Raw genomic sequence first — 25,159 nt, 5'->3', positions numbered from 1 at the left:
TTGTTCCGGGGTCCACCGCGCCGCAAAATAAGCGGCAGATTAGGCCCCGGAACAAGGCCGGGGTGACGTCAGATGTTACCGCTTGGCCTTGCGTGCCGCATAGCGCGCATCGCGCGCGGCCTTGGCAGCGATATCGGCATCGATCAGGCGCTGCTTCTCGGCTTCGATCGCGGCGAGCTCTGCCTCGGCCTTGGCGATCTTGTCGAGCCGAGCCTGTTCGATCGCGGCGGCCTTGTCGGCGCGGCGCTGCGCCTCTTTTTCTTCGCGCGCCTGGCGAGCAGCGGCGCGGGCCGCGGCGACGGCCGGGTCGACCTGCGGCTTGGCCTTCAGTTTCTCCAGTGCCTTTTGCTTGGCCTGGGCGGCGAGTGCCGCGCGATCCTGGAAGGTCGGTTCCTTGTACGCCATTCGTGTTCGGCCTTTCGGGCACTTCTAGTCAATTATGTGGCGGAGAGGGTGGGATTCGAACCCACGGTGAGCTTGCACCCACGCCGCATTTCGAGTGCGGTACATTCGACCACTCTGCCACCTCTCCGCGAGGTCTTCTGATGCCGCCGGAACGTGTGTTCCAGGAGCGACACCGGTCGATGAACGCGGGCCTCTAACGCAAGCTTTCGGGGCTGACAAGCCGCACTAGCCCCTATCCGTGCTTGTGCGCGCCGAAACAGTGATTAGATTGCCGTCATGTCCCGTTCCCATATCCCGATGATCCCAGCCGATACGCAAACCGCCTTGCCCCCGGTCGCCCATGCCCGCTTCGGCATTGGCGAGGTGGTGCGCCACCGCATGTTCGATTTCCGCGGCGTTATCTTCGACGTCGATCCGATCTTCGCCAATACCGAGGAATGGTACGACGCGATCCCGCTCGACCTGCGCCCGCGCAAGGACCAGCCATTCTACCACCTGCTCGCCGAGAACATGGAATCGACCTACATCGCCTATGTCAGCCAGCAAAACCTGATCCCCGACGAAACGGACGAGCCGGTCGACCATCCGGCCATCAGCGGGCTGTTCACCGATTATGCCGACGGCCGCTACACCCTGCGCCGCGAGCACCGCCACTAAGCCTCTCTTAGGTTGATTGAACCAGCCGGCCGAAGTTTAAGTCGGCCGGCTGTTTCTTGGCGGTGTCTGCCGCGAAGCCCCGGGGCTTCGCGGCACTAGCCTTCAGAACTTCACGCGCAGGCGTGTGTAGTAGAAGCCGCCGTTGAAGCCGAATGGCCCGCCGTTCCGAGCATAAACCTGGCCATCCGATGTGCCTCCGGTGATCGGGTAGATCTGCACCGTAGGCGTCGGGGCCAGCCGGTCCGGCCGTTCGTCGGTAAAGTTCTGCGCGCCGACTGCCAGCGTGAAGTGCTTGGCGAAGGTGTAGCTCAGTTCGAGATCGGTAGTGAACTTGCTTCCGAACCTCTGGTTGGCATAGCCTTCAGCCGGCGTTCCAGCTACTAGATCGAGCGCCTTGGTCGTCGTGACGCCATAATCTTGCGCACTGGTCTACGAGCTGTAGTAATTCTCGCGCACATTGAAGCTGAGATCACCAAGCGTCCAGCCGGCGTTGAACACCGCGCGATGTCTCGGTGCCAGGTTTTCGGCATCGATCAACTGCGGCAAGCCGATGACACGAAGGTTGAACGACCTGACATCCGTCTTGTTGTAGTTATACGCGAGCGAAAAGTTCAACACCGCATCCTGGACCGTGGCACGCTACGTGGCGACCACGTCGACACCGCGCGTCCGCGTCTTGAAACCATTGGTGAAATACTGCACCTGGCCGTCCACACCCACCGGCAACAGCGACGGCTGGGCGGCCAGATCCGCCGCCGTGACGATGAAGGGCGACGTCAGGCCGATCCGGTTGCGCAGATCGATCTGATAGCCATCGACCGTGATCGTCATGGCGCTGAGCGGCTCGAGAATGAAGCCCAGCCCGTAATTGGTCGATTTCTCCGGCGTCAGGTTGGTTGCACCATAATATTGCGCGACCGGGTTGTTGGTCGGATAGGTGCCGCTTTGGAACGCCACGCCATTGTTGAACGATGTCGTCACGATCGAGACGTTCGATTGGCCTGGCGACGGCGCATGGAAGCCGGTGCCGAAGCTGCCGCGGATCGATAACGCATCGGCAATCTTGTAAAGCGCATTGACCTTGCCGACCCAAGCATCGCCAAACGTATTGTAATGCTCGTAGCGGCCGGCCGCGCCGACGGTGAAGGCATCGGTGATGTCCGTTTCCAGGCCGACATAAGCGCCATAATTCTTCTGGCTGAACTTGCCTGCGGTCGCCGGGCTGGTGCCGGCATAGCCGCTGGCGCCCACCCCCTGCGCCGCCGTCGCGCCCGACAAGATATACACGCCCGGCGCGGTCTGGTCGTAGAGCTGTTGCGCCACGGCGTACGGCTCGGCGCCATAGGATTGCGGGTCGCCCGCGGTCTGCTCGTATGTTTCCTTGCGATATTCAGCACCAGCCGAGATGGTCAAGGGTGCTGCAAAATCAATGTCTGCCGCATAGGTGAAGTCGGCGTTGAAGTTCATCTCCTTCTGGATCAGGTCGCCGAATTCGAAGCTGGTCTGCGTCGCCGGGCCGTACGAGAAGTTGGCCGAGCTATACATCGACAGCGACAGCTTGTTGCGCGCCAACGTGCCCGAGACGTCGTAGCTGAACTTCCCTGCCGTGCCCTTGTAGCCCAGCACCCCGTACCTTTCCTCAGTCTCGCCGACGAAGCGTGGCGTGAAGCCGGCAGGGTAGAGTTGAGCGAAGCGGAACGTGTTGCCGTCTCGTACGAACCCACCCGCCGGGCAGGTGGCATTGCCGGCCGGGCATGGCGTCAGGAAGAAGGTGTTGTTGAAGGCGCCGTTGGCTCCCTGATTACGCACCACGCCGTTCGAATCGACTGCCGTGCTGGACACCGGTGCGCGATAGTTGAAGCTCTGATTGCCCTTGTTCTTGGCATAATTGCCAAAGAAGTAGATCTTGCTGTCCTCGGTCACGTTGATCGCCGAATTCACCACCGCCTTGTAGCCATGCGACGGCGAACTGCCCCAGATCTGCACCGGCAGCGGATAATTGGGCAGTTGCGGGGCGAGCGCCGGGAAACTGGCGGCGAAATTTGCCGCCGACGGGCGAGTCACGCCACGGCTGGTCTGCTTTTCGTCGTAACATTCGCCGGTCACGTTGATGAAGCCGAAATCGCTCTTCAGGCCGGCATTGCCGGCGATCTGGTAGCTTTCACCGTCGCCGTCATAATATTGGCCGGCCCGCCCGACCAACTCAATCCCCTGATCGTCGCGCAGACCGTAATTCAGCACACCCGCAATCGCGTCGGAGCCATATTGCGCGGTTGCGCCCTCGCGAAGCACCTGCAAGCTGCCGATCGCCAGCGCGGGGATCGCCGAGATGTCGGGCCTACAAGCCGCGCAGCGAGGGCGAGCGGACGAAGGTGGATGCATCGGAGATCGAATTCTGGCCGACATAGAAAGACGGCACGATGTTCTTGAGCGCATCCAGCATGTTGGCGGCGGGCTGCGAGGTGAGTTCGGCGGAACTGATCACGTCGACCGGCGATGGGGAATTGGTCAGCGTGCGATCCGTACGGCGGGTGCCGATGACAACGACTTCGCTATTGTCTTCCTCCGGCGTGGCGAAGCTTTCCGGTACCGCCCTGTCCTGCGTGGCGGCAACGGAGTCGATCGGCATTGTTTGGGCAACGGCCGGCGCGGCAGTCAGACTGGCAACCGCAAGCGCAAGTAGAGAGATCGATGAACTATGCATGGTTGAGCACCCCCAATGAGAAAAGCTTTCCGGATCCGCTCCCAACGGTTCTGTTACGGCCGCGCGCCGACTGCCCAAGGACAGCCGCTCACGCGGAAGCTTTGCTCCACCTGCATCTGCGAACGGACGCATACTCACGTCCTCACACCGAGGCACGCGCACGATCATCCGTGTCGCGACACCTCGATTTATTCGTGAGAGTAAGAATAGCGCTCGCTTTTTCCCGTGCGCTTTGCACATCGGGATCGATCTGATCTTTGCTCCTTATAGCCTCTTCGTAATCGAGACCGCAGACGTTCCTTGCGGGCGGCCTGCTGTTCTCGATCCACGATGCGGATGACGCCACAATCATCATGGCAATGCAACATGATGTTTTGCGGGAGAGCCGAAAAAGGTACGAGGCGGCCACTTTCGCGCGGCACTATGGTAGATTGGCAACGATCGACTGCCACTGGGAGGGCGCGAAACGGTTGACAGGCGCGCCTGCCTCCCTTAGCTGACGCTTCTTTCCCGCGCCGGGCCTGCCTGGCGTGGGGCATAGTTATTTTGAAAGTGATGTAAGGCCATGTTCGCAGTCGTGCGCACGGGCGGCAAGCAATATCGCGTCGCCGCCGGAGACAAGATCGTCGTCGAGAAACTCGATGGTGAAGCAGGTTCGTCAATCTCGTTCAGCGACATCCTGCTCGCGGGCGAAGGTTCCGAGTTGAAGTCGCTCGAGGGGCTGACCGTCTCTGCCGAGATCATCGCCCAGGCGAAAGCCGACAAGATCATCGTCTTCAAGAAGAAGCGCCGGCATAACTATCGCCGCAAGAACGGCCATCGCCAGCAGCACACGATCCTGAAGATCACTGCGATCGGCGACCACAAGGCCGACGATCAGCCTAAGAACAACCGTGATGCGGGCGCAGAAGCGCCGGCCGCCCAGGCGTAAGGAGTAATCCCAGATGGCACATAAGAAAGCAGGCGGCTCTTCGCGCAACGGTCGCGATTCGGCAGGTCGTCGCCTTGGCGTGAAGAAGTTCGGCGGCGAATCGGTCGTCCCGGGCAACATCCTCGTGCGTCAGCGCGGCACCAAATTCTATCCCGGCACCAATGTCGGCATGGGCACCGATCACACCTTGTTCGCGCTGACCGAAGGTCGCGTCACGTTCAAGCAAGGCAAGCTTGGCCGCAAATTCTGTTCGGTCGAGATGCCGGTGGCGATTGCTGCCGAGTAACATCGGGTAACCAGCCGGGTTGCCCACCAGGGTGACCCGGGTCCGCGCAAGCGGTCCGAACAAGGGAGACGGGTCACCCCGGCTCCCTTTTTTATTGCTTCCTCCCCTGCCCCTGTCGCCGACACGTCATGCGGACGTGCCAGCGGCCAAGCGACGAGGAGAGTAAGATGTTCGCGCGTACCAAGAGACTGACGTTGCGCCCCGGCTGGCCCGAAGATGCGCCGGCGCTTGCCGCCGCGATCGGCCACGAACAGGTGGTGGACAAGCTCGCGCACGTGCCTTGGCCGTATGGGCTGGAGGATGCCGCCGGCTTCCTTGGCATGGCGCACCCACCGCGCGAGCCGCGCTTCCTCGTGTTCGAATCACCTACCGAGACACCGCGGTTGGTTGGCGGGGCCGGCATCCATGCGCAGGAATATGGCGGCGAGTATCAGCTCGGCTATTGGCTCACGCCCGATGCCTGGGGTCGCGGCTATGCGACCGAGGTCGGGCAGCAGCTGGTCGATATCGCACGCTACACACTCGGGCTGCAGCGGCTGCACGCCTTCCACTTCGTCGACAACCCGGCCTCCGGGCGGGTATTGACCAAGCTCGGCTTCCGCACGACCGGCCGGATCGAACCGCGCCATTCGCGCGCGCGCGGCGGCACCGCACCGGCAGCGCTGTTCGAGCTCGACCTCGACCCTGGGGGACAATGCGAGGAGCGATTGGCGGCGTGATCCTTCGCGGGCCGGTAGTCAGCTTCAATCCGCTAGCATTCGCCTTTCTCGGGGCCCGGCTTGGAGCTTGACGACTGCACCCCCTCCCCGTTCGTGCTGAGTAGAGACCGAGCAGGCCGAAGGGCGTATCGAGGATTCGTATCGAAGCACCTTAGAGCGCGAGGCGCCTGTCCTTCGATACACCCTCTCGATACGCGCTGCGCGCTACTCGATGCCTGTCCTGAGCGCCTGCCCTTGCAGGCAGTCGAAGGGGCTACTCAGGACGAACGGAGGGAGGCACAGCTCAAGTCACCAACCCTAAGTCGCATAAGCCTGTGCCGCCGCGTGCTAGGGCCTAAGCCGCCGCCACCACCCGCCGCTGCGCCTCCGGCAGCACCGCCGCCGCATAGTCACTCTCCGCGAGCCCGATCAGCTTGCGGTCGTCATGGTTCCACGGGTGGAAGCCGGGCAGAAAGAAGGCGATCCAGGCGCCGAGGATCTTGCGCGCCATGCCGGGATTGCCGAACGCATACCAGGCGAGCCGCGCCCAGACCTTCGGCCCCGTCAGCCCGTCCTGCCGCAACAAGTCGAGCATGCCGCGCCGGCGGCCCTGGAAGAACTTGACCGTGGTGGCGACCATGACGATCGACTTGTTTCGCCACCGCTTGAAACGCGGCCAATCCTTCGTCGCGTGCATCCAGGTGTCGTAGGCGACGCCCTTGTGCTCGATCTCCTCTGCGGCATGCCAGCGCCACAAGGCGGCGGCCTGTTCGTCGCCGCCGGCAAGGTGCTTCGGATTGGCGATCAGCTGGTTGGCGAGCATCGCGGTGAAATGCTCCATCGCCATCGTCGCCGCCAGGCTGGCGATCGGCGGACGCCCCTTGGTCAGCGCCAGCGCCTCGTCGACATCGCGTTCCAGCGGCGCCGTCTCGTACCCCTGATCGGTGACGTGCCGGTTGAAGGCGACGTGTTCGCGCGTGTGGATCACTTCCTGCTTGATGAAGGCCTGGATCTCGCTGCGCAATTGCGGCGGGGTGCCGTCGCGGAAGGCACGCACGCTGTCGACGAAGAAGCCTTCGCCCTTGGGGAAGGTGACCGACAAGGCGTTGTAGAAGGCGGTCGCGTAGGGATCGTCGTTCAGCCACCAACGCCGCATCTGCGTGCCGCGGCCGAAGCGCAGATCGCGCGGGGTGATCGTCAGATCGGCCGGAGTGGTTGCTTTCGCCATCGAAACCTCGGAACAGAATGTGTACTTCAGCTAGGCCTTACTTACACTCATGTCAATAGCGCGCCGCCGCCTATCCCCCGAGCAATCCCGCGATGCCGCGATCGAGGCGGCGCGTGCGTTGCTGGTCGAGATCGGGCCGCAAGCGGTGACGCTGAAGGCGGTGGCGGCGCGGATCGGGCGGACGCATGCCAACCTGCTGCACCATTTCGGTTCGGCCGCCGACCTGCAGAAAGCGCTGATCGCGCATCTCGCGGGCACGATCACCGCGCAGATCGGCGAAGCCGCGAAACGCGCGCGCGCCGGCGACCAGGATCCGCGCGAAGTGGTCGACATGACGTTCGACGCCTTTGCGCGCGGTGCGGGGGCGATGGCGAGCTGGATGATCCTGACCGGCAACGAGGATGCGCTCGACCCGATCCTGGAGGCGATCCACCGGTTGGTTGACGATCTGTCCGAAGGCTATGAGCCCGGCCGGCAGACGATCCACGAGGAGACGCTGCAGCTCGTGCTGACCGCGCTTGGCGATGCGTTGCTCGGCGGGCCAATGGCCAAGGCGCTGGGATTGCCGCGAACGGCGGCGCGGGAATTGGCGCTGAAGACGCTGATCGCGTCGCATGTGGGCGTGCCGACCGCCTGAACGCGTCACTTCGGAACAGGTCGACGCTTATACCGGCCAAACATGTCGCTGCCGTCATCCCCGCGCAGGCGGGGATCCATAGTCCTGAACGGTAACGATTCCGCCACTGCCTGAGCCAGTATGGATTCCCGCCTGCGCGGGAATGGCGATCACATGCTGGAGCGACATAGCCACCGAATACGTCCGGGGTGACGTTGGGCCACGGTTTCCGCTAAGAGACAGCCATGCACTTTCTCGACCAAGCAAAGATTTTCGTTCGCTCCGGCAGCGGCGGCCCTGGCGCTGTCAGCTTTCGCCGTGAGAAGTTCATCGAATATGGCGGCCCCAATGGCGGCAATGGCGGCAAGGGCGGCGACATCGTGTTCGAGGCGGTCGCCGGGCTCAACACGCTGATCGACTTCCGCTACACGCAGCATTTCCGCGCGCCCCGCGGCAAGGGCGGTGCGGGCAGCAACATGACGGGTGCCGGCGGCGAGGATCTGGTGATCCAGGTGCCGATCGGCACGCAGGTGCTGAGCGAGGACAAGGAAGAGGTACTCGCCGACTTCACCGAGCTTGGCGAACGGGTCGTGTTCCTGCGCGGCGGCGATGGCGGGCGCGGCAATGCCAGCTACAAGACCTCGACCAACCGCACGCCGCGCCAGCATGGCACCGGCTGGCCCTCGGAGGAGATGTGGGTGTGGCTGCGGCTCAAGCTGCTGGCCGATGCCGGGCTGGTCGGGCTGCCCAATGCCGGGAAGTCGACCTTCATCAACGCGGTGACCAACGCGCAGGCCAAGGTCGGCGCCTATGCCTTCACCACCACGCGCCCGCAATTGGGCGTGGTGCGCCACAAGCAGAGCGAGTTCGTCGTTGCCGACATTCCCGGCCTGATCGAGGGCGCGGCGGAAGGTGCCGGCATCGGCGACCGGTTCCTCGGACATATCGAGCGTTGCCGCGTGCTGCTGCACCTGATCGACGCCAATGACGAGGATGTCGCGGAAAGCTACCGCATCGTCCGTGGCGAACTCGCCGCCTATGGCGCCGGGCTGATCGACAAGCCGCAGGTGCTGGCGCTCAACAAGATCGATACGCTGGACGACGAGCTGATCGCGGCGCTGTCGGCGGAACTGGAGGAAGCCAGTGGCGCGGAAGTGATCCCGATCTCGGCCGCTGCCGGCACCGGGCTGGATTGGGCGCTCGACCGCCTGCTCGAGGCGATCGGCCCTTCAGGCGCCGTTGTCGGCAGCGACGACGAAGGTGAGGAAGAGATCGCCTGGTCGCCGGTCTGAGCCACCACGCATGTCGCTCTTCCCACCCGCTTCCTGCCCGCGCCTGATCGTCAAGATCGGCTCGGCGCTGCTGGTCGATCCCGATGGCGGTGTGCGGCGGGAATGGCTGGAAAGCGTCGCCGCCGACATCGCCGAGCGCTGCGCCGCCGCCCAGCAGGTGGCGGTGGTATCGTCCGGCGCGATTGCGCTGGGAGCACGGCGACTGGGCCTGGCCAAGGGCGGTCGGGCCAGCCTGGAGGATGCGCAAGCCGCCGCCGCGGTCGGCCAGATCGCGCTCAGCCAGGTCTGGGCCGAAATGCTCGCCGCCAAGGGGCTGACCGCGGCGCAGATGCTGGTCACGCTGGACGATCTCGAAGACCGGCGGCGCTATCTCAACGCCGCGGCGACGCTCGACCGGTTGCTCGGGCTCGGTGTCATGCCGGTGCTCAACGAGAATGACAGCGTGGCAACCGCGGAGATCCGCTTCGGCGACAATGACCGGCTTGCCGCGCGGGTGGCGCAAGCCGCGGGGGCACAGGGCGTGGTGCTGTTATCCGACGTCGATGGGCTGTACGATCGCAATCCGGCGCTGCCCGGCGCGGTGCACGTCCCGCGCGTCGAGCGCATCGAGCCTGCGATCGAGGCAATGGCGGATCGCGGATCGGCGTCCGGCATGGGATCCGGCGGCATGGTGTCGAAGATCGCCGCCGCGCGCATCGCCAATGCCGCAGGCGCGCATCTCGCCATCGCCAGCGGACGGATCGCGCGGCCACTATCGACTGCGGCGCGACATACGATGTTCGTGGCCGAGCGCTCGGCCCCGGCGCGCAAAGCGTGGCTGGCAGGCGGACTGACCGCACGCGGCACGGTGCATATCGATGCCGGCGCGGTCGCCGCGCTGCGGGCGGGCAAGAGCCTGCTCGCGGCCGGGGCGACGCGGATCGAGGGCAGTTTCACCCGCGGCGATCTGGTCGCGGTGGCCGGGCCCGACGGGGCGGTGCTCGCGCGCGGGCTGGTGGAATATGACGCGGGCGAGGCGGCGCGGATCATGGGCAAGCGCAGCGACGCGCTGGCGGCGGTGCTGGGCTACGCGCCGCGCGGGGCGCTGGTGCATCGTAATCACATGGCGATGCTGTGAGGGCGGCGTCGCTCAACTTCCCCGGCGGAGGCCGGGGTCCAGTCGCGGGCCGTTCCTTGGCTGTCATGGCGCGTCGTTACATCCACCTTCCCGACTGGCCCCCGGCCTCCGCCGGGGAGCTGCTGTGAGTAACCGCCGGGAAGCAGCAATGACCACGATCGCAATCACCGGTGGCACCGGCTTCGTCGGCAAGCGCCTGATCGATCTCGCGCTCCAGCAAGGCTACACGGTGCGTGCTCTCGCGCGACGTCCGCAGGCACCGCGCGACGGCGTGACGTGGATCATCGGCGCGCTCGACACCGCAGACGCCCTCCCCCGCCTGCTCGACGGCGCTCACGCCGCGATCCATGTCGCCGGCATCGTCAACGCGCCCACGCGCGCCGCGTTCGCCGCGGGCAATGTCGACGGTACCCGCGCCATGGTCGCGGCGGCGCTCGCCGGTGGTCCGGCGCGCTTCATCCACGTCTCCTCGCTCTCCGCACGCGAGCCCGGCCTGTCCAACTATGGCTGGTCGAAGCGCGGCGGCGAGGACGCCGTCGCTGCCAGCGCACTCGACTGGACGATCGTTCGCCCGCCCGCGGTCTACGGCCCCGGCGACATGGAGATGCGCGACGTGTTCCGCCTCGCGCGGATGGGCCTGGCGCTGATGCCACCACCGGGGCGGCTGTCGCTGATTCATGTCGACGATCTCGCGCGGCTGTTGCTGACGCTGGTCGAGAGCGATCCCGGGCGCGTGATCCTCGAGCCAGACGATGGCAGGAGCTGGACGCACGAAGAGTTCGCCCGCGCCGTCGGCGTGGCGGTCGGCCAGCGCGTGCTGACCTTGCCGCTCCCGAAGGGTTTGCTCTCGCTAGCCGCTTCGGCGGACAAGGCATTCCGCGGCGACAAGGCGAAGCTGACGCAGGACCGGGTGAACTATCTGGCGCACCCCGACTGGGCGGCGGACCCGGCGCGGCGCCCCGCGGCCGATCTGTGGCAGGCGGCGATCGCGACGCCGGCGGGGCTGGCGGCGACCGCAGCCTGGTATCGCGCCAACGGGCTGTTGCGGTAGCGTCGAAGGAGCAGGCCACCAACCCCGCCTTACCAACGCCCCCTTCCCGCCGCATTCGCTTGGCAAGTCGGGCGGCAATTGCATAAGGACTTGTGGATGACAGACCGCACCGAGATCTTCGACACGATCGCCGCCCAGATCGCACCCTTCAACAAGAAGGGCGTCACCGTCACCGAGGCCACGACCTTCCAGGGCGATCTGGAATGGGACAGCCTGACCGTGATGGATTTCGTCGCCGCGATCGAGGACGAATTCGACATCCTCATCACGATGAACATGCAGGCCGAGATCGAGACCGTGGGTCAATTGGCCGATGCGGTGGCCAAGCTTAAAGGTTGAATGATAACCGCCGTTCGTCCTGAGTAGCGGCTGAGCGAAGTCGAAGACGCGTATCGAAGGACAGATGCTTCGATACGGGCTTTCGACGGGCTCGCCCCCTACTCAGCACGAACGGGTGTTCGAGGGAATGAGACGATGACCGACGCCGGGCTGGTAGCCGAGAAACTTTCCGCTAATCCGGTCGAGATCGCCCCGGAACGCGATCTCATGTCGAAATTCGACGCGCTGATCGCCGAGCGCCAGGCGCTGATCGATACCGGCGTCACCGATCCGTTCGCGATCGTGATGCAGCAGGTCACCTCGCCGACCGAGGCGATGATCGCCGGGCACGACACGATCCTGCTCGGCACCTACAATTATATGGGCATGACGTTCGATCCCGACGTGATCGCCGCCGGCCATGCCGCGCTCGACCGCTTCGGCTCGGGCACCAATGGCAGCCGGATGCTCAACGGCACGTTCCGCGACCATATCGAGGTCGAGGATGCGCTACGCGACTTCTACGGCATGTCCGGCGCGATCGTCTTCTCGACCGGCTACATGGCCAATCTCGGCATGATCTCGACGCTCGCCGGCAAGGGCGAATACGTCATCCTCGACGCCGACAGCCACGCCTCGATCTATGACGGCTGCAAGCAGGGCAATGCCGAGATCGTGCGCTTCCGCCACAACGATGTCGCGGATCTCGACAAGAGGCTGGGGCGACTGCCCAAGGAGGCGGGCAAGCTCGTCATCCTGGAGGGCGTCTATTCGATGCTCGGCGACATCGCGCCGCTCGCGGAGATGGTCGCGGTGGCCAAGAAGCATAATGCGATGGTGCTGTGCGACGAGGCGCATTCGATGGGCTTTTACGGCCCCAACGGGCGCGGCGTGTATGAGGAGCAGGGTTGCGACGTCGACTTTATCGTCGGCACCTTCTCCAAGTCGGTCGGCACGGTGGGGGGGTTCTGCGTGTCGAACCATCCGAAGTTCGAGGCGATCCGGCTGGCCTGCCGCCCGTATATCTTCACTGCCTCCTTGCCGCCGTCGGTGGTCGCCACCGCCACCGCGTCGATCCGCAAGCTGATGACGGCGGACAGGAAGCGCGCGCAACTATGGGATAATGCGCGCAAATTGCACGGCGGGCTGAAGGCGTTGGGCTTCGAGCTCGGTACCGAGAGGCCCGACAGCGCGATCATCGCCATCATCCTCGACGACCAGGAACAGGCAGTGGCAATGTGGCAGGCGCTGCTCGACGGCGGTCTGTACGTCAACATGGCCCGCCCGCCCGCGACGCCGGCCGGCACCTACCTGCTGCGCTGCTCGCTGTGCGCGGAGCATACGTCCGCGCAGCTCGACCGGGTGCTCGGCATGTTCGATGCCGCCGGGCGCGCGTTGGGCGTGATCGGCTGACGGCGGCCGCCCGGCTTTCCACCGCTCCCGCCGGCGTGTATATCTTGCTGCCATGAGCGGGATCGATTGCGAGATCGAGGCTCCGGGGGAGCCGCAATCGGCCTGGCGCACCATCATGCTGGTCGTGATGGCGTTGCTGGGCGCGGCGGTGCTCGTCGCGCTCGTGCTGACGCTGGGCAGCGCCAATCGGCAGCGAGACGAGGCGCTGAGCCTGCAGTCGCACAGCTACGAGGTGATGATCCTCGCCCGCACGTTGTCCAGCACGATCGCCCGGTCGGAGGCATCGCTTGGTCGCTACGTGATCAGCGGTGACAAGCAATTGGGGCGGCTCTATGCCGAGGATTGGCAATTGGCCGGCCAGCAGATCACCCGGCTGGACCAGGTCACCGCCGACAACAAGGATCAGCATCGCCGCGTCGAGCGCCTGCGCCGCGCTTATGGCGAGCGGGGCGACGAACTGTCGCTGACCGCGCTCAGCACCAATTACGGCAAGAACAACATGGCGCTGGCGCGCTATTATCAGGCGCGCAAGGCGCCGGCCTTGGCGGAGATCAACGATCTGCTCGACGAGCTCATCCGCCACGAACGTGATTTGCTCAGTACGCGCACCGGCACCGCGATGCGCTCGGTCGAACGGACCAACCGGCTGGCCGCCGTGCTGGCGATGTTCGGCATGCTGATCGTGCTGGGCGCGGCCGCGCTTGGTTGGCTAACCGTACAGGCCTTTGGCGAACGGGCCAGCGCGCGCGCCGAGGCGGAGGCGGCGCGCGAACGCTCGGCGGCGCTGGAGTCCGCCGTGGAACAGGCCACCGCCGAACTGCGCGTGCATGAAGGCAAGCTGCGGCAGGTGCAGAAGATGGAGGCGGTAGGCCAGCTGACCGGTGGCATCGCGCATGATTTCAACAACATGCTGGCGGTTGTGGTGGGCGGGCTCGAACTTGCCAGGCGCAGCCTGGTGCGTGATCCCGCATCGACCGCGCGGCATATCGACAATGCCATGGAAGGCGCCAACCGCGCCGCCGCACTGACCCGGCGCCTGCTCGCCTTCTCGCGCGAGGAATCGCTCCGGGTCGAGCCGATCGCGGCAGGCGCGTTGATCGTCGGCATGGCCAATCTGCTGGATCGCACTTTGGGCGATGCGATTACCGTCGTCACGCGCGACACACCGGCAACAGCGGACGGCGGCGGTTGGCTGACCCGTTGCGATCGCCATCAGCTGGAAAACGTCGTGCTGAACCTGGCGGTCAATGCGCGCGACGCGATGAACGGGCGCGGCAAGCTGACCATCCTAACCGCCGGCACCGCGCTCGAAGAACATGCCGTCGGGCGCTGCGCGGCCGGCGACTATGTCACGATCGCGGTCACCGATACCGGCCAGGGCATGACACCCGACGTGATGGAGCGCGCATTCGAACCCTTCTTCACCACCAAGCCGATCGGCCAGGGCACCGGACTGGGGCTCAGCCAGATCTTTGCCTTCGTACGGCAGGCCAATGGCGAGATCGGGCTCAAGTCGCGGCCGGGCAAGGGCACAACCGTGACGCTGTATTTGCCGCGCCATGTGACCGAGACCGCGGCTGCGGCGGCTCCGCTCGTGGCCGCGCCGGAGCCGGAGGCGACCGCCGGGCTCGACATTCTGGTGGTCGAAGACGACCCGCGCGTGCTGACCGCGACGATCGGCGCGCTGCAGGATCTCGGCCACCGTCCCGTCGCCTGCAGCGACCCCCTTGCCGCCCCCGCGTTGCTGGCGGAGGCCGAGCGCATCGACCTGATCGTCTCCGACGTGCTGATGCCCGGACAGACCGGCCCCGAGATGATCGCCGCGATCGGCGCCACTTACCCGCAAATCGCGGTGCTGTTCGTCACCGGCTATGCCGGCGAGGCCGGCGGCAAGGCCGAGTTCGGCGGGCATCATGTGTTGCGCAAGCCCTTCACCATCAACGCACTCGAACGCGCGGTGAGCGATGCGATGGCCGCGGCGCGGTCGCCCGAAAGTATCGCCGCCGAATAGAAATAGCGGCTGACGGCGGCCGCGGGCGCCGGTATAGAGCGCCATTGCTCCCGCGACGCCGACGTGCCTCCCGCCGTTCGCCTCCCCTGTTCGAAGGCCGCTTGCCCGCACCATGAAGTCGATCGATCGCTACATGGCCCGGCTGATCTTTCTGCCGCTGATTTCGACGCTCATCATCTCGGCGATGCTGCTGGTGCTCGACCGCATGTTGCGGCTGTTCGATTTCGTGGCCACCGAAGGCGGCCCGATCGGCGTGGTGTGGAAGATGCTGGCCAACCTGCTGCCCGAATATCTGGGGCTCGGTATCCCGATCGGGCTGCTGCTCGGCGTGCTGCTCGCCTTCCGCAAGCTGGCGACCAGTTCGGAGCTGGACGTGATGCGAGGTGTCGGCATGAGCTATTGGCGCCTGCTGCGCGTGCCCTACATGTTCGCAATCGTGCTCGCCTTCGCCAATCTGGCGATCGTCGGCTTCGTCCAGCCGAAATCGCGCTATGCCTATGAAAGCCTGCGTTTTGAACTGCGCACCGGCGCGCTCGGCGCTTCGATCAAGGTCGGCGAGTTCACCCATTTCGGCCAGCAGATGACGATCCGCATCGAACAAAGCCGCGACGAGGGGCGCAAGCTGAGCGGCATCTTCGTCAAGGCCGTGACCAAGTACCGCGCCTCCTATGCGGTGACCGCGGAGAGCGGCAAGTTCCTGGCCACCGACAATCCCGAGGAAATCGTCTTCCAGCTGAAGAATGGCGTGCTGATCAACGAGGCGCCGGGCATCGCCACGCCGCGCGTGCTGACCTTCACCACGCACAATTTGCCGATCCCCTTGCCCAAGTATGAGAATTTCCGTGGCCGTGGCGAGGGCAATACAGAGCTGACCCTGCCCGAATTGGCGCGGCTCGGCGGTAATCCCGCCACCGCCACGCAGTTGCGCGATCCGACGCGTTCCGAATTCCACTTCCGCGTGGTCGAGGTCGCGACGATGCTGTTGCTGCCGCTGCTGGCGCTGTCGCTCGGCGTGCCGCCCAAGCGCTCGACCTCGGCGCTCGGCGTGTTCCTGGCGATCGTGATGGTGGTGACCTATCACAAGGTGAACCAGTACGCCGCGTCGATCGGCAGCCTGGGCAAGATCGACCCGCTGATCGCCTTGTGGACGCCGTTCGTGATCTTCGCCGCTTTGGTCGGCTGGATGTACTATACCATCGCCTTCGTGCCCGACGGGCAGCCGATCGGCGCGCTCGAACGCTGGGCCGCCAAGACGGGCAAGTGGATCGCGCGCCACATGCCCGGCCGCCGTCCGGAGGCCGCCGCATGAGCTTCGTCAAATTCTTCCCGTCGCGCGTCGTTGCGATCTACATGTCCAAGCTGTTCGTCGTGCGCACCTTCGCGATCATGGCGGCGCTGGTCATGGTGTTGCAGGCACTCGACCTGCTCGGCCAATCCGGCAAGATCCTGGCCGTACCTGGCAATGGCGATGCCGAAGTGTGGCGCTATGTTGGCCTGCGCGCGCCGCAGATCATCGCCTTCATCCTGCCCTTCTCGGTCCTGCTCGGCACGATCCTGACGCTGTCGACGATGAACCAGAATAGCGAGATCATCGCGCTCAAGGCATCGGGCCTGTCCGCGCACCAGGTACTCGCGCCGCTGGTGCTTGCCAGCCTGGTGGTCGCGATCATCTCGTTCGCGTTCAACGACCGCATCGTCACCCGCGCCACCGCCACGCTCAATCAATGGCAAAAGGTGGATTACGGACCGCTGCCGATCGATCGCGGCGATCGATCCAACGTCTGGGTGCGCGATGGCGACGATCTGATCGAAGTCGATCAGATCAAGGGCCGCGGTGCGGCGGCGATGCTCGGCGGAATCACGCAATATGATCGCAGCAAGGGCAATCTGATCGCCATCTTGCAGGGCGAACGCGGCACCTATACCGGCCAGGGCTGGCGCATCACCAACGTCTCCCGCTTCGATGTGGCAAGCGGCAAGCTCTCCAAGCTCGGCGACGTCGTGATCGGCCGAAATGTCCGCCCCGACCAGTTCACGCTCGCCAGCGTCGATGCCGATTCGCTCTCGTTCGGTGCGCTGCGCAGCGCGATCAGCGATCTCGCCGATGCCGGCCGACCCACTAAGGCGCTGGAGGGCTCCGCCTGGCACAAACTCTCAGCGCCTTTGTCATCGATGCTCATGCCACTCTTGGGTGCGGTCGCCGCCTTTGGCCTGGCCCGGTCGGGCAAGCTGTTCCTACGCGCGGCGCTCGGCATGGGCCTGGGCTTCGCCTATTTCGTGGCCGACAATTTCGCGCTGGCGATGGGCAATCTTGGCGCCTACCCCCCGTTCCTCGCTGCCTGGGCGCCGTTCCTGCTGTTCTTCCTGATCGGCGAGGCAGTGCTGGTCCGCTCCGAGGAATAGCGACTTACCCAGCTGTCGTGACCAGCGCGCGCGCAGACTGGTTGGGCTGGCGATTGATGCTCCGGCCGTTCAGCAACAGGCTCAACCATGCAGAGCGGCTGACCAATCCGAAATGGATCGCAATGCAGGCGATCGTAGTGGCCGTCACGGCGACGACATAGACCGCCAGATAATGCAGTTTCGTTCGCAGCAGCGCCGCGTTCACCACCGCCAGCATGGGAAAGTGCAACAGGTACAAGGTGAACGATACCGCGCACAGGCTCTTGGTCCAGGGACCGATGCGCCGGATTCGCAACGCCGAACGGAGGATGAGTAAGGACGCCGCCGGTGGGCAGATTGCCTCCCCGGCAAAGCGTACGATGATATCCCAATTGGCGAATGTCTCGGGCGGCAGCCGCAGCCGGACCACGCCGTACCAGACCAGATAGCCGACAGCGCTACAGGCGAGCACGCCGGCGGGCAGCCTCCACGTCCGCAGCATCAAGCCGCGGATCGATCGTGAGCATGCCATCCAGATCCCGAACCCGTACAATGGCGCGAATGCGGCTATCTGTGCCAGTTGCATCGCGATGCGCCCATATTGCGCCGGCATGACGGCAACGATGGTCGGCGTCGTCATCAGCAGCAGGAATCCAAGCGTGGACAAGTAGAACAGCACGCCACCCTGCCCCACGGAACGGGCGATGGCGATGGCGACGGCACGAGCAAGAGTGCGTCGCCCGAGAAAGGTAAAGGCGAGATAGGTCAACCCGCCGTAGACGAGCAGCGCGTACAGGAACCAGAGATGGTACCAGTCGAATAACACTATCCGCGACGCCGCTGCTGCAGGAAGCTCGGTGCGCAGAACAAGCGACGTGATCGGAGAAAGGACGGCGACACCGAACAATGCCGGTATGCCGACGCGCTTGACATGCCGGGCCAACCATACGCGTGGCGGCCGGCGTCGCAGGTTCAAACCCGCCAGCAATCCCGAAATCGCGAAAAACGCGCCCATGCGAAACGACGCGGAGGCTAAGTCGATGGTCTGGAACAGCAGGTGTGGCGCATGCAACATCGCGCCGTGCAGGATCGGGCCGCCGAGCATGAGCATGCCGCGCCACGCGTCCAATCCTTCGATCCGACCTCTTATGTGCCCCCGCACCACGCCTCTAGCTGACTTGCGGAGGGACGCTGCCGCTGCAGCGTTTCACCAAGGCTCTAGGCAGGGAGCGATCGAGCGCTGCTCGCACCGCCGTCCTAACCGCCACATATCCATCGCGGTTGAGGTGCAAACCGTCGGCATTGTAGAACGCCCCCGGTTTTCCCCCGACAAGAAGCGACGGCACGATGTCGACATAGACCAAATCGGGCTGTTCCCGTACCAGCCCGCGCACCGCGTCGTTGAACTCGATCTGCGCGGGCCGCTCGTCCCAGCGTAGCGGGCTTGGCTTCAGCGACAGGATGAAGATTGGGACGGCGCCCATCTGCCGGCGCTTTTCCGCGATGAAGGTCTTCAACTCGTCGAACGCCTTCTTGGGCGAGACACCGAAGGCAATATCGTTCTCGCCCGCATAGAAGACGATCGCGCGTGGAAAGCGACCTGATTCGCCATTGTTGAAGCGTCGGCTGATTTCGGGCAGCGACGCGCCGGAAAGGCCGCGATTATGCGCGTCCCATGGCAGCATATCGGCACTGAGCTGATCCCATTGATGCATCGACGAGCTGCCGACGAACCACAATGCGCAATAGCTGTCCGGAGCGCGGGTATCGGGCAACGGCGAAGCAGCGATCAACGCGGCCTCTGCCGATGCGGCGCGGCTCCACATCCACACCCAGCCGCCGAAGATCAGCACGAACACGGAGAGACCCGCAAGAACCTTGCGCGCCTTCTCCCATCGCCCCAGCCCCGGCATCAACCCCTTACGCATATCAAACCTCTCGGCATGACGATGCGGGCGATCGGCCTAAAGCCGCGTTAACAGGCCGCTAATTGATCGCGCCCGAAGTGACGCAGATACAGACAGGCGGCAGCCGCCTCAAGCCTTCCCCAAGATCAGGAACGCCACCGCCGCCATGATGCACGCAAATGCCGCGAATGTCTCCAGTGGAGCGGCTCGCCGAGGATCGTGACCATGAACCCCGCGAAAACGATCAGGGCGATCGCTTCCTGCACGATCTTGAGCTGTGCGGCGCTCCACCCGCTCTGATAGCCGATCCGGTTCGCCGGTACCGCCAGCGAATATTCGACCAGCGCGATGCCCCAGCTGATCAGGATGACGAGCACGATCGATTTGTGCATCCCGCCTTTCAGATGCCAGTACCGAGCGATCGTCATGAACACGTTGGACGCGATCAGCAGGAAGACCGTGGGCATAAGGCTAACTGGCAGAAAGCGCGCGGCTTTGCACCCGGTATGGCTTCTTAGCGTGCCACCATCGTGCTACGCGCGATCTTGGCCACCAGCACCGGCAGGCCTGGATAGCTCGCCTTATGATAGGGAGATTCCATATCCAGCGCGGCGGAAATGCGGCGGTGCGCCTCGCCCAAGGCATGATAGGGCAGCCCCGGCAACAAGTGATGCAGCGCATGATAGCGCAAGCCGACCGGTGCCCACAGCATCGGCAGGAAGGCCGGTGGCGGCACATTGACGGTGTCGAGATACTGCGCGGTGACGGTCATCGCCTCGCCTTCATTCTCCCACAGATGCGCGACCAGGGTACGCACCTGGTTGATCACCATCACGCCGGACGCGATCATCAGGCCGATGGCAAATGCACGCAGCGGGAGCACGCCGGTAAAGACCATCGTCAGCAAGGCGATCGCCCACAGGCTGGCAGCCGTTTCCTGCCAATGCCATTCCCTGCGCGCAGCACCTTCGGGGTGACGACGGCGGAATTCGGGATTGATCGACAGCGACGAATAACGCTCGACCGTGAGCTTGCGCACGGCGGGAAACACTGCCGACAATGGCGACAGCACGGCATAGCGGAACAGCAGGGCGACCGGCGCCAGCAACGAAACGAGGATGAACAGCGGCAGCGTCCACGGCTTCATCAACGCCAGTGGCAGATATTCCGGATCCTCCGCCGTGCCGTAGCGCGTGCGCGCGTGGTGCAGATTGTGCACGCCTTCATACATGAAGGACGGCACCAGCAGCGGCACGCCTGCCAAGACGTTCCAGCCAAGATGGAAGCCAGGCACCGCCGACGGCTTGAAGTGGGTCAGTTCATGGATGAAACTGCCCGCGCGGTAGAGTGCCAGCACCGAGACGAGCCCGGCCAGGATCGCCCAGCCGGTTACCGGGATCATCACTGCCGCGACCATTGCGCCATAGCCGACCACACTCGATGCGAGCAGGTCCGCCCAATAGATTGCCGGCCGGTGCGCCACCAGATCGCGCGTGAGATCGGCGGCGGCACGCAGCATCGCGCGATCATCCGCAATCCGTTCGCGCGCCGCGCCGACAACGGCAGCCGGCGCCTCGGTCGCACGTCGATCCAGGGTGAGTGAGCTATCCATGACTTGGTCCATTGCTAGAAGATAGTGGCGCTACGATGGCAATCAAAGGGTCGCTTGACAGCAACGGCCGGAATCGGGACGTGGAACACCCGTTCGACATGAGGTTCTGCCCCTTGGCTACTCCATTCTCCATCCGCCCGGCCGATAGCAAAGCCGACCGCAAAGCGTTCGTGAATCTCGCCTACCGTCTCAACGCCGACGATCCCAATTGGGTGCCGCCGCTGAAGAGCGAAGTGGCGGGGCTGATCGAGCCCAAGTCGAATGGCTGGTTCAGCCATGCCAAAGGCCAATTGTTCCTGGCGTGGCAGGGCACGCGGGTGATCGGGCGCATTTCGGCGCATATCGACACGCTGGCGTTGACGCTGCCGCCGGAGCAGGGCTTCGGCCCCGGCGTCGGCTGCTGGGGGTTTCTCGATACCGAAGATCGCGAGACGGCACACGCCCTGATCGCGACGGCCGAGGAGTGGCTGCGCGGCCAGGGCATGCGCCGCGCGCTGGGCCCGATCACCATGTCGATCTGGGAAGAGCCCGGACTGCTGACCAGCGGGTTCGATCACCCCCCGACGGTGATGATGGGCCATCACAAGCCGCAGTATCGCGAATGGATCGAGTCCGCGGGCTATACCGGCGTGAAGACGCTTTACACCTACGAGTTGGACATCACGAAGGAGTTCCCGCCGATCTGCGGGCGGATCATCGCCGCGGGCGAGAAGAACGCACGCATCCGCATCCGCAATGTCGACAAATCGAAGTTCGACGAGGAGGCGGAGATCATTCTGGCGATCCTGAACGACGCATGGTCGGACAATTGGGGCTATGTCCCGCTGACGCCGCCGGAGATCGCCGATGTCGGCAAGAAGCTGAAGCCGATCGTGTTCGAGGATTTGATCCGCATCGCCGAAGTGGATGGCGAGCCGGTGGCGTTCATGATCACCCTGCCCGACCTCAACGAGGCGATCGCCCCGCTCAAGGGCAACCTGTTGCCATTCGGCTGGGCTAAGCTGCTGTTATGGCTGCGCAAGCCCCAGGTGCGGACCATGCGCGTGCCGCTGATGGGCGTGGTCAAGCGGCTGCAATCGTCGCGGATGGCGAGCCAGCTCGCGCTGATGATGATCGAATATATCCGCCGTGCGTCTGTCGCCAATTACGGTGCCTCGCGCGGAGAAATCGGCTGGATTCTCGACGACAATCAGGGAATGCGCTCGATCGCCGACATCCTCGAGTGCGATATCAACAAGACGTACGAGATCTACGGCAAGGATCTATGACCGCGACCCGCAGCGGGGCAACCGCCGCGGGCCTGGCGGCATGTCACTTGGCGAGCGGATCGAAGCCCTCGGCAAGCCATTCGTCGCGCGTCTGGCAAGTGCGGTGCTTCAGGCGCGAGCCGGTGACGAGATCCTCGACGCAATAGCGCGTTGCCTTAGCAGGCTTGGTAGCCTCCGGTTGCTTGGTGTCGGCGGTCGCAACAATGGACGCGGCCGATACAGGTGCGGGCACTTCGGTGCGTGTAGCGGCGGGCGATGCGGCGGCGATCAGCGTGCCGGCAAGCGTGGCAATAACGGTCTTGATCATGATGGTCCTCCAAGCTCACGATCGGCACGTGCCGATCGTGACCGTGTTAGTGCATTATACATGCCAAACACCTGGTCGGAGTATTATCAACTACTTAGTGCCGGTCGGGCCCGCGATGATCGGGAGAAGCCCCGAACATCTCGTAAAATCGACCAATAATCAGGATATAGCGGCATCTAATGCCGCTCAGAACTGGCGCGAGATCCCGAAATAGAGTTCAAGATCGGGCGATGCCGCGTTCAGCCCGGCATTGCCGCCGGCGTCGAGCTGCAGATCGTCCATCACCTTCCAGCCGACCGACAGCCCCGCCAAAGCCTGCGTGGCGTGATCGGCAGGGTCGTTGTCGCGTAGCGCCTGGAACTCCAATGTGCCGTTGACCGCATCGCTCAGCGCGACGCCCAATCCGACGACGGTACCGAAGGCAAGATGCCGGCCATCGCCATCCTCATCCACCGCAGCATCGATTTCCGGGCTGAGTTGCAGGCTCACTGTGTCGTTCAGGTCGTAGCTGACCGGCACGATCGCCCCCGCACCCCAATCCCCCGCGCCAACCGGCCCGCGTCCCACGGGCACCGTCACGAAGGGCTGCACTGCCGCCGAAAAACCCTTGCCGTCGGGGTTCATCAGGTTCGCCTTGATGCCGAGATACGCATCGCCGACGCGACCGGCACGATCGATATCCCCCCTCGCTTTGTCGCGCACGCGGACATGCCCGTACGGGGTCCAGCCGATCTGCGCCTCGATGCTGTCGGTCACACCGATGCGCAACTGCGTATCGCCGATCAGGACGGTATCGGTACGCGTATCGCTGTCCCGCTCCAGCGTCCAATTCGCCAAGCCGGTTTCCACCGAAACACGCCCCGGCGCGATCGTGCAGGCGGGCGTGCCGAGCCCCGGGCGCGCGGGGCAATATTCCCGCTCTTGCGCCACGGCCGGTATCGCCCAAATCAGCATCGCACCCGCCAACATCATCCGCATATCACTCTCCCCTCGACCGAAGCCGCTCCTAGGGAAAACGGCTGTTCAAGCAAACGAGCGATTTCGCGCCCCGCGCCTCAGCGCAGGCGCACCCAGGTCGGTGCGTGATCGCTGGCCTTTTCGCGGCCGCGATATTCCTTATCGACTCCGGCGTCGATCAACCGGTCGGCCGCCATTGGGCTGAGCAGCAGGTGATCGATGCGGAACCCCGCGTCCCGCTGCCATGCCCCGGCCTGATAATCCCAGAAGGTCCACACGCCGCCCTTGGGAAAGCGCGTGCGCAGCGCATCGGTCCAGCCCTGCGCGATCAGGCGCCGTAGCCCCTCGCGGCTTTCCGGCTGCATCAGCGCGTCGCTCTGCATCGCACGCACGGAGAAGGTGTCGTCATCGTTGAGGATGACGTTGTAGTCGCCCGCCAGCACCACCGGCTTTTCCTCGGCCAGCAGATCGCGCGTGTGCGCCGCCAGCCGATCGATCCAGCGCAATTTGTAATCGAATTTGGGGCCGGGCAGCGGGTTGCCGTTGGGCAGGTAGATCGATGCAACGACCAGCCCGTCCACCTCGACCTCCAGATAGCGGCTATGCTCGTCTTCGGGCTCGCCGCCCAGGCCGCGAACGCGCTCGACCGGGTCCTGCCCCCGGGCCAGCACCGCCACGCCGTTCCAGCTCTTCTGCCCGTGCCACACCGCGCCATAACCGGCGGCACGGATGTCCGCCTCGGGAAACGTCTCGTCGCTGGTCTTCAGTTCCTGCAGGCAGACGATGTCCGGCTGTTGCTCGGCGAGATATTCGAGCAGGCGCGGCAGGCGCGCCTTCATGCCGTTAATATTGAAGCTGACGATCTTCACGCTGGACGTCAGACCGAAAAGCTGGAGCCGCAACCGCAGCCCGAGGCCGCGTTAGGATTGTCGACCTTGAACGCCGCACCGCCAAGGGACTCGACGTAATCGACCGCACAGCCGCGGACCAGATCAAGGCTAATCGGATCGACCACCAGCCGCACCGCGTCGGTCTCGGCAACCGCATCGCCATCATCGACCGTCTCGGCCAGTTCAAACTTGTACTGGAACCCGGAACAACCGCCGCCATCGACCGCGAGGCGCAGGATGGCAGGCTTACCCTGCCGGGCGGCAATCGCCGCCACACGCGCGGCGGCGGGAGGAGTAAGGGTGACCGCGGCGAGATTGGATGTAGCCATGTTATGGAGATAGGCGGTCGGGACGGGATCGGCAACCGACGCGACGATGGCGCCGGCAAGCAGCGACCGTTCAGTCCGCCGAGGGAGCCGGGCCGCCGACGGCCAACGGCGTCGTCGTCACCGCGCTACCCTGCAACCGCAGGTAATCGGCGGTCTGCAGGAACGGCACCGGATTGACCGCATGGCCATCGATACGCACCTCGTAATGCAGATGCGAGCCGGTCGAACGCCCGGTCGACCCCATCAGCGCGATCAACTGGCCACGCTTCACGCGCGTCATCGGTGCGACGAGGATCTTCGACAGATGGCCGTAGCGCGTCTGGATGCCCTTGCCGTGGTTGACCTCGACCAGATTGCCGTAGCCGCCCGAACGCTCGGCGCGATCGACCACGCCGTCGGCGGTGGCATAGATCGGCGTGCCGACCGGGCCCGGAATATCCACACCGGCATGCATCGCCGCCGTGCCGCGGAACGGATCGCTGCGAACGCCAAAATTGCTGGTGAACATCAGGTGATCAACCGGCTGGACCGAGGGGATGGCGATCACGCCCTGTTCGACCGTGTCGAGTTTTTTCCAGGTCATGAACAAGGAACGGAACTGCTGGTCGCTTTGTGCGTCTACACTGACGGCGCTGATTTCGGCGGCTTCGAACGGACCACCGGTTGCTGCTTCTGCGGCCGGATTGGCCGGGGCTGCCTGGGCAGCACTGCAGATCGAAAGGCACATCGTCACTGCGGCGACTGCGACTGAAATCTTGGTCATTAAACCCCGGCGATCTT

Annotated in this window: 26 protein-coding genes, 1 tRNA gene and 2 pseudogenes; 14 read left to right on the top strand and 15 right to left on the bottom strand. The window is 64.6% G+C overall.

Annotated features, from left to right (window positions below; translation table 11 throughout):
* Positions 1-75 precede the first annotated feature (75 nt).
* Together NV382_RS19110 and NV382_RS19105 are read right to left on the bottom strand one after the other, a co-directional pair.
* Positions 76-405, bottom strand: coding sequence for a DUF6481 family protein (locus NV382_RS19110; protein ID WP_260598423.1), 330 nt, complete (start codon positions 403-405; stop codon positions 76-78).
* 37 nt (positions 406-442) lie between these two features.
* A tRNA-Ser gene (locus NV382_RS19105) sits at positions 443-532 on the bottom strand.
* A gap of 149 nt (positions 533-681) precedes the next feature.
* Here NV382_RS19105 and hspQ point away from each other — a divergent pair.
* Positions 682-1,062 carry a heat shock protein HspQ gene (gene hspQ / locus NV382_RS19100; protein ID WP_260598422.1) on the top strand — a complete coding sequence of 127 codons (381 nt, stop codon included), beginning with the start codon at positions 682-684 and terminating at the stop codon, positions 1,060-1,062.
* Positions 1,063-1,491: 429 nt separating this feature from the next.
* Here the strand turns inward: hspQ and NV382_RS19090 are convergent, their stop codons facing one another.
* From NV382_RS19090 to NV382_RS19080, 3 genes are read right to left on the bottom strand one after another with little or no spacing between them, the layout of a single operon-like run.
* Positions 1,492-1,677, bottom strand: a complete 186-nt coding sequence (locus NV382_RS19090) for a hypothetical protein (RefSeq protein WP_260598420.1) — start codon at positions 1,675-1,677, stop codon at positions 1,492-1,494.
* Positions 1,678-1,701: 24 nt separating this feature from the next.
* A complete protein-coding gene (locus NV382_RS19085) occupies positions 1,702-3,354 on the bottom strand; it encodes a TonB-dependent receptor plug domain-containing protein (RefSeq protein ID WP_260600487.1) in 1,653 nt (550 codons plus the stop codon).
* Positions 3,355-3,400: 46 nt separating this feature from the next.
* Positions 3,401-3,691, bottom strand: coding sequence for a TonB-dependent receptor plug domain-containing protein (locus NV382_RS19080; protein WP_260598419.1), 291 nt, complete (start codon positions 3,689-3,691; stop codon positions 3,401-3,403).
* A gap of 640 nt (positions 3,692-4,331) precedes the next feature.
* Here NV382_RS19080 and rplU point away from each other — a divergent pair.
* The 3 genes from rplU to NV382_RS19065 all read left to right on the top strand — a co-directional run bounded on the left by rplU (position 4,332) and on the right by NV382_RS19065 (position 5,702).
* Positions 4,332-4,697 carry a 50S ribosomal protein L21 gene (gene rplU / locus NV382_RS19075; protein ID WP_260598418.1) on the top strand — a complete coding sequence of 122 codons (366 nt, stop codon included), beginning with the start codon at positions 4,332-4,334 and terminating at the stop codon, positions 4,695-4,697.
* 13 nt (positions 4,698-4,710) lie between these two features.
* The gene (gene rpmA, locus NV382_RS19070) at positions 4,711-4,983 is read left to right on the top strand and encodes a 50S ribosomal protein L27 (RefSeq protein ID WP_260598417.1); all 273 of its coding nucleotides are present in this window, start codon (positions 4,711-4,713) and stop codon (positions 4,981-4,983) included.
* Positions 4,984-5,150: 167 nt separating this feature from the next.
* Positions 5,151-5,702 carry a GNAT family N-acetyltransferase gene (locus NV382_RS19065; protein WP_260598416.1) on the top strand — a complete coding sequence of 184 codons (552 nt, stop codon included), beginning with the start codon at positions 5,151-5,153 and terminating at the stop codon, positions 5,700-5,702.
* Positions 5,703-6,036: 334 nt separating this feature from the next.
* Here NV382_RS19065 and NV382_RS19060 read toward each other — a convergent pair whose 3' ends face one another.
* Entirely contained in the window at positions 6,037-6,909 is an 873-nt protein-coding gene (locus tag NV382_RS19060) for a metal-dependent hydrolase (RefSeq protein ID WP_260598415.1), read from the bottom strand.
* Between the two features lie 49 nt (positions 6,910-6,958).
* Here NV382_RS19060 and NV382_RS19055 point away from each other — a divergent pair, with 49 nt between their 5' ends.
* The 9 genes from NV382_RS19055 to lptG all read left to right on the top strand — a co-directional run bounded on the left by NV382_RS19055 (position 6,959) and on the right by lptG (position 17,130).
* On the top strand, positions 6,959-7,546 hold the full coding sequence (locus NV382_RS19055) for a TetR/AcrR family transcriptional regulator (protein WP_260598413.1): 588 nt from the start codon (positions 6,959-6,961) through the stop codon (positions 7,544-7,546).
* Between the two features lie 224 nt (positions 7,547-7,770).
* Complete coding sequence (gene obgE, locus NV382_RS19050; protein ID WP_260598412.1) at positions 7,771-8,817, top strand: GTPase ObgE; 1,047 nt, start codon at positions 7,771-7,773, stop codon at positions 8,815-8,817.
* A 10-nt stretch (positions 8,818-8,827) separates the two neighbouring features.
* Entirely contained in the window at positions 8,828-9,934 is a 1,107-nt protein-coding gene (gene proB, locus NV382_RS19045; RefSeq protein WP_260598410.1) for a glutamate 5-kinase, read from the top strand.
* Between the two features lie 148 nt (positions 9,935-10,082).
* Entirely contained in the window at positions 10,083-10,985 is a 903-nt protein-coding gene (locus NV382_RS19040; protein ID WP_260598408.1) for an NAD-dependent epimerase/dehydratase family protein, read from the top strand.
* A 96-nt stretch (positions 10,986-11,081) separates the two neighbouring features.
* On the top strand, positions 11,082-11,324 hold the full coding sequence (locus NV382_RS19035; RefSeq protein WP_260598407.1) for an acyl carrier protein: 243 nt from the start codon (positions 11,082-11,084) through the stop codon (positions 11,322-11,324).
* A gap of 135 nt (positions 11,325-11,459) precedes the next feature.
* Positions 11,460-12,716 carry a serine palmitoyltransferase gene (gene spt / locus NV382_RS19030; protein ID WP_260598405.1) on the top strand — a complete coding sequence of 419 codons (1,257 nt, stop codon included), beginning with the start codon at positions 11,460-11,462 and terminating at the stop codon, positions 12,714-12,716.
* Positions 12,717-12,768: 52 nt separating this feature from the next.
* Positions 12,769-14,727 carry an ATP-binding protein gene (locus NV382_RS19025; protein ID WP_260598403.1) on the top strand — a complete coding sequence of 653 codons (1,959 nt, stop codon included), beginning with the start codon at positions 12,769-12,771 and terminating at the stop codon, positions 14,725-14,727.
* Between the two features lie 112 nt (positions 14,728-14,839).
* Entirely contained in the window at positions 14,840-16,036 is a 1,197-nt protein-coding gene (lptF, locus tag NV382_RS19020; protein WP_260598401.1) for an LPS export ABC transporter permease LptF, read from the top strand.
* Entirely contained in the window at positions 16,033-17,130 is a 1,098-nt protein-coding gene (gene lptG / locus NV382_RS19015) for an LPS export ABC transporter permease LptG (protein WP_260598399.1), read from the top strand. The genes lptF and lptG overlap by 4 nt, the downstream gene beginning before the upstream one ends.
* A 4-nt stretch (positions 17,131-17,134) precedes the next feature.
* Here the strand turns inward: lptG and NV382_RS19010 are convergent, their stop codons facing one another.
* From NV382_RS19010 to NV382_RS18995, 4 genes and pseudogenes are all read right to left on the bottom strand, one after another.
* Entirely contained in the window at positions 17,135-18,220 is a 1,086-nt protein-coding gene (locus NV382_RS19010; protein WP_260598397.1) for an acyltransferase family protein, read from the bottom strand.
* A 58-nt stretch (positions 18,221-18,278) separates the two neighbouring features.
* Positions 18,279-19,037, bottom strand: coding sequence for a GDSL-type esterase/lipase family protein (locus NV382_RS19005; protein ID WP_260598396.1), 759 nt, complete (start codon positions 19,035-19,037; stop codon positions 18,279-18,281).
* A gap of 108 nt (positions 19,038-19,145) precedes the next feature.
* Positions 19,146-19,483 (bottom strand): annotated as a pseudogene (locus tag NV382_RS19000) (DMT family protein).
* A gap of 47 nt (positions 19,484-19,530) precedes the next feature.
* Positions 19,531-20,628 (bottom strand): fatty acid desaturase family protein, encoded by a 1,098-nt coding sequence (locus NV382_RS18995; RefSeq protein WP_260598394.1) that lies wholly within the window; start codon positions 20,626-20,628, stop codon positions 19,531-19,533.
* A gap of 98 nt (positions 20,629-20,726) precedes the next feature.
* Between NV382_RS18995 and NV382_RS18990 the strand changes: the two genes are divergently transcribed.
* Entirely contained in the window at positions 20,727-21,896 is a 1,170-nt protein-coding gene (locus NV382_RS18990) for an N-acetyltransferase (RefSeq protein ID WP_260598393.1), read from the top strand.
* 43 nt (positions 21,897-21,939) lie between these two features.
* On the opposite strand, the gene NV382_RS18985 is transcribed toward NV382_RS18990, so the two are convergent.
* From NV382_RS18985 to NV382_RS18965, 5 genes and pseudogenes are all read right to left on the bottom strand, one after another.
* Positions 21,940-22,203, bottom strand: a complete 264-nt coding sequence (locus NV382_RS18985; RefSeq protein WP_260598392.1) for a hypothetical protein — start codon at positions 22,201-22,203, stop codon at positions 21,940-21,942.
* 186 nt (positions 22,204-22,389) lie between these two features.
* Positions 22,390-23,181 carry a transporter gene (locus tag NV382_RS18980; RefSeq protein WP_312026759.1) on the bottom strand — a complete coding sequence of 264 codons (792 nt, stop codon included), beginning with the start codon at positions 23,179-23,181 and terminating at the stop codon, positions 22,390-22,392.
* A 77-nt stretch (positions 23,182-23,258) separates the two neighbouring features.
* Complete coding sequence (gene xth, locus NV382_RS18975; RefSeq protein WP_260598391.1) at positions 23,259-24,029, bottom strand: exodeoxyribonuclease III; 771 nt, start codon at positions 24,027-24,029, stop codon at positions 23,259-23,261.
* 8 nt (positions 24,030-24,037) lie between these two features.
* Complete coding sequence (erpA, locus tag NV382_RS18970; RefSeq protein WP_260598389.1) at positions 24,038-24,379, bottom strand: iron-sulfur cluster insertion protein ErpA; 342 nt, start codon at positions 24,377-24,379, stop codon at positions 24,038-24,040.
* 70 nt (positions 24,380-24,449) lie between these two features.
* Positions 24,450-25,046 (bottom strand): annotated as a pseudogene (locus NV382_RS18965) (M23 family metallopeptidase); the annotation flags it as partial.
* Positions 25,047-25,159 lie beyond the last annotated feature (113 nt).

Source organism: Sphingomonas endolithica (assembly GCF_025231525.1).
GTDB classification, from domain to species: Bacteria; Pseudomonadota; Alphaproteobacteria; order Sphingomonadales; family Sphingomonadaceae; genus Sphingomonas; species Sphingomonas endolithica.
Note: the sequence above shows the minus strand (reverse complement) of the source record. Positions and strands in the feature narration are given on the sequence as shown.

Excerpts from the sequence above, each read along its gene's own strand:
- NV382_RS19065 (WP_260598416.1), top strand. The coding sequence starts at position 5,151 with ATGTTCGCGCGTACCAAGAGACTGACGTTGCGCCCCGGCTGGCCCGAA.
- NV382_RS19040 (WP_260598408.1), top strand. The coding sequence starts at position 10,083 with ATGACCACGATCGCAATCACCGGTGGCACCGGCTTCGTCGGCAAGCGC.
- hspQ (WP_260598422.1), top strand. The coding sequence starts at position 682 with ATGTCCCGTTCCCATATCCCGATGATCCCAGCCGATACGCAAACCGCC.
- NV382_RS18980 (WP_312026759.1), bottom strand. The coding sequence starts at position 23,181 with ATGCGGATGATGTTGGCGGGTGCGATGCTGATTTGGGCGATACCGGCC.
- proB (WP_260598410.1), top strand. The coding sequence starts at position 8,828 with ATGTCGCTCTTCCCACCCGCTTCCTGCCCGCGCCTGATCGTCAAGATC.
- rplU (WP_260598418.1), top strand. The coding sequence starts at position 4,332 with ATGTTCGCAGTCGTGCGCACGGGCGGCAAGCAATATCGCGTCGCCGCC.
- NV382_RS19110 (WP_260598423.1), bottom strand. The coding sequence starts at position 405 with ATGGCGTACAAGGAACCGACCTTCCAGGATCGCGCGGCACTCGCCGCC.
- erpA (WP_260598389.1), bottom strand. The coding sequence starts at position 24,379 with ATGGCTACATCCAATCTCGCCGCGGTCACCCTTACTCCTCCCGCCGCC.
- NV382_RS19080 (WP_260598419.1), bottom strand. The coding sequence starts at position 3,691 with ATGCCGATCGACTCCGTTGCCGCCACGCAGGACAGGGCGGTACCGGAA.
- lptF (WP_260598401.1), top strand. The coding sequence starts at position 14,840 with ATGAAGTCGATCGATCGCTACATGGCCCGGCTGATCTTTCTGCCGCTG.
- lptG (WP_260598399.1), top strand. The coding sequence starts at position 16,033 with ATGAGCTTCGTCAAATTCTTCCCGTCGCGCGTCGTTGCGATCTACATG.
- NV382_RS19025 (WP_260598403.1), top strand. The coding sequence starts at position 12,769 with ATGAGCGGGATCGATTGCGAGATCGAGGCTCCGGGGGAGCCGCAATCG.
- NV382_RS18990 (WP_260598393.1), top strand. The coding sequence starts at position 20,727 with ATGAGGTTCTGCCCCTTGGCTACTCCATTCTCCATCCGCCCGGCCGAT.
- NV382_RS18995 (WP_260598394.1), bottom strand. The coding sequence starts at position 20,628 with ATGGATAGCTCACTCACCCTGGATCGACGTGCGACCGAGGCGCCGGCT.
- NV382_RS18985 (WP_260598392.1), bottom strand. The coding sequence starts at position 22,203 with ATGATCAAGACCGTTATTGCCACGCTTGCCGGCACGCTGATCGCCGCC.
- NV382_RS19010 (WP_260598397.1), bottom strand. The coding sequence starts at position 18,220 with ATGCTCATGCTCGGCGGCCCGATCCTGCACGGCGCGATGTTGCATGCG.
- NV382_RS19005 (WP_260598396.1), bottom strand. The coding sequence starts at position 19,037 with ATGCGTAAGGGGTTGATGCCGGGGCTGGGGCGATGGGAGAAGGCGCGC.
- obgE (WP_260598412.1), top strand. The coding sequence starts at position 7,771 with ATGCACTTTCTCGACCAAGCAAAGATTTTCGTTCGCTCCGGCAGCGGC.
- NV382_RS19035 (WP_260598407.1), top strand. The coding sequence starts at position 11,082 with ATGACAGACCGCACCGAGATCTTCGACACGATCGCCGCCCAGATCGCA.
- spt (WP_260598405.1), top strand. The coding sequence starts at position 11,460 with ATGACCGACGCCGGGCTGGTAGCCGAGAAACTTTCCGCTAATCCGGTC.
- NV382_RS19055 (WP_260598413.1), top strand. The coding sequence starts at position 6,959 with ATGTCAATAGCGCGCCGCCGCCTATCCCCCGAGCAATCCCGCGATGCC.
- NV382_RS19060 (WP_260598415.1), bottom strand. The coding sequence starts at position 6,909 with ATGGCGAAAGCAACCACTCCGGCCGATCTGACGATCACCCCGCGCGAT.
- rpmA (WP_260598417.1), top strand. The coding sequence starts at position 4,711 with ATGGCACATAAGAAAGCAGGCGGCTCTTCGCGCAACGGTCGCGATTCG.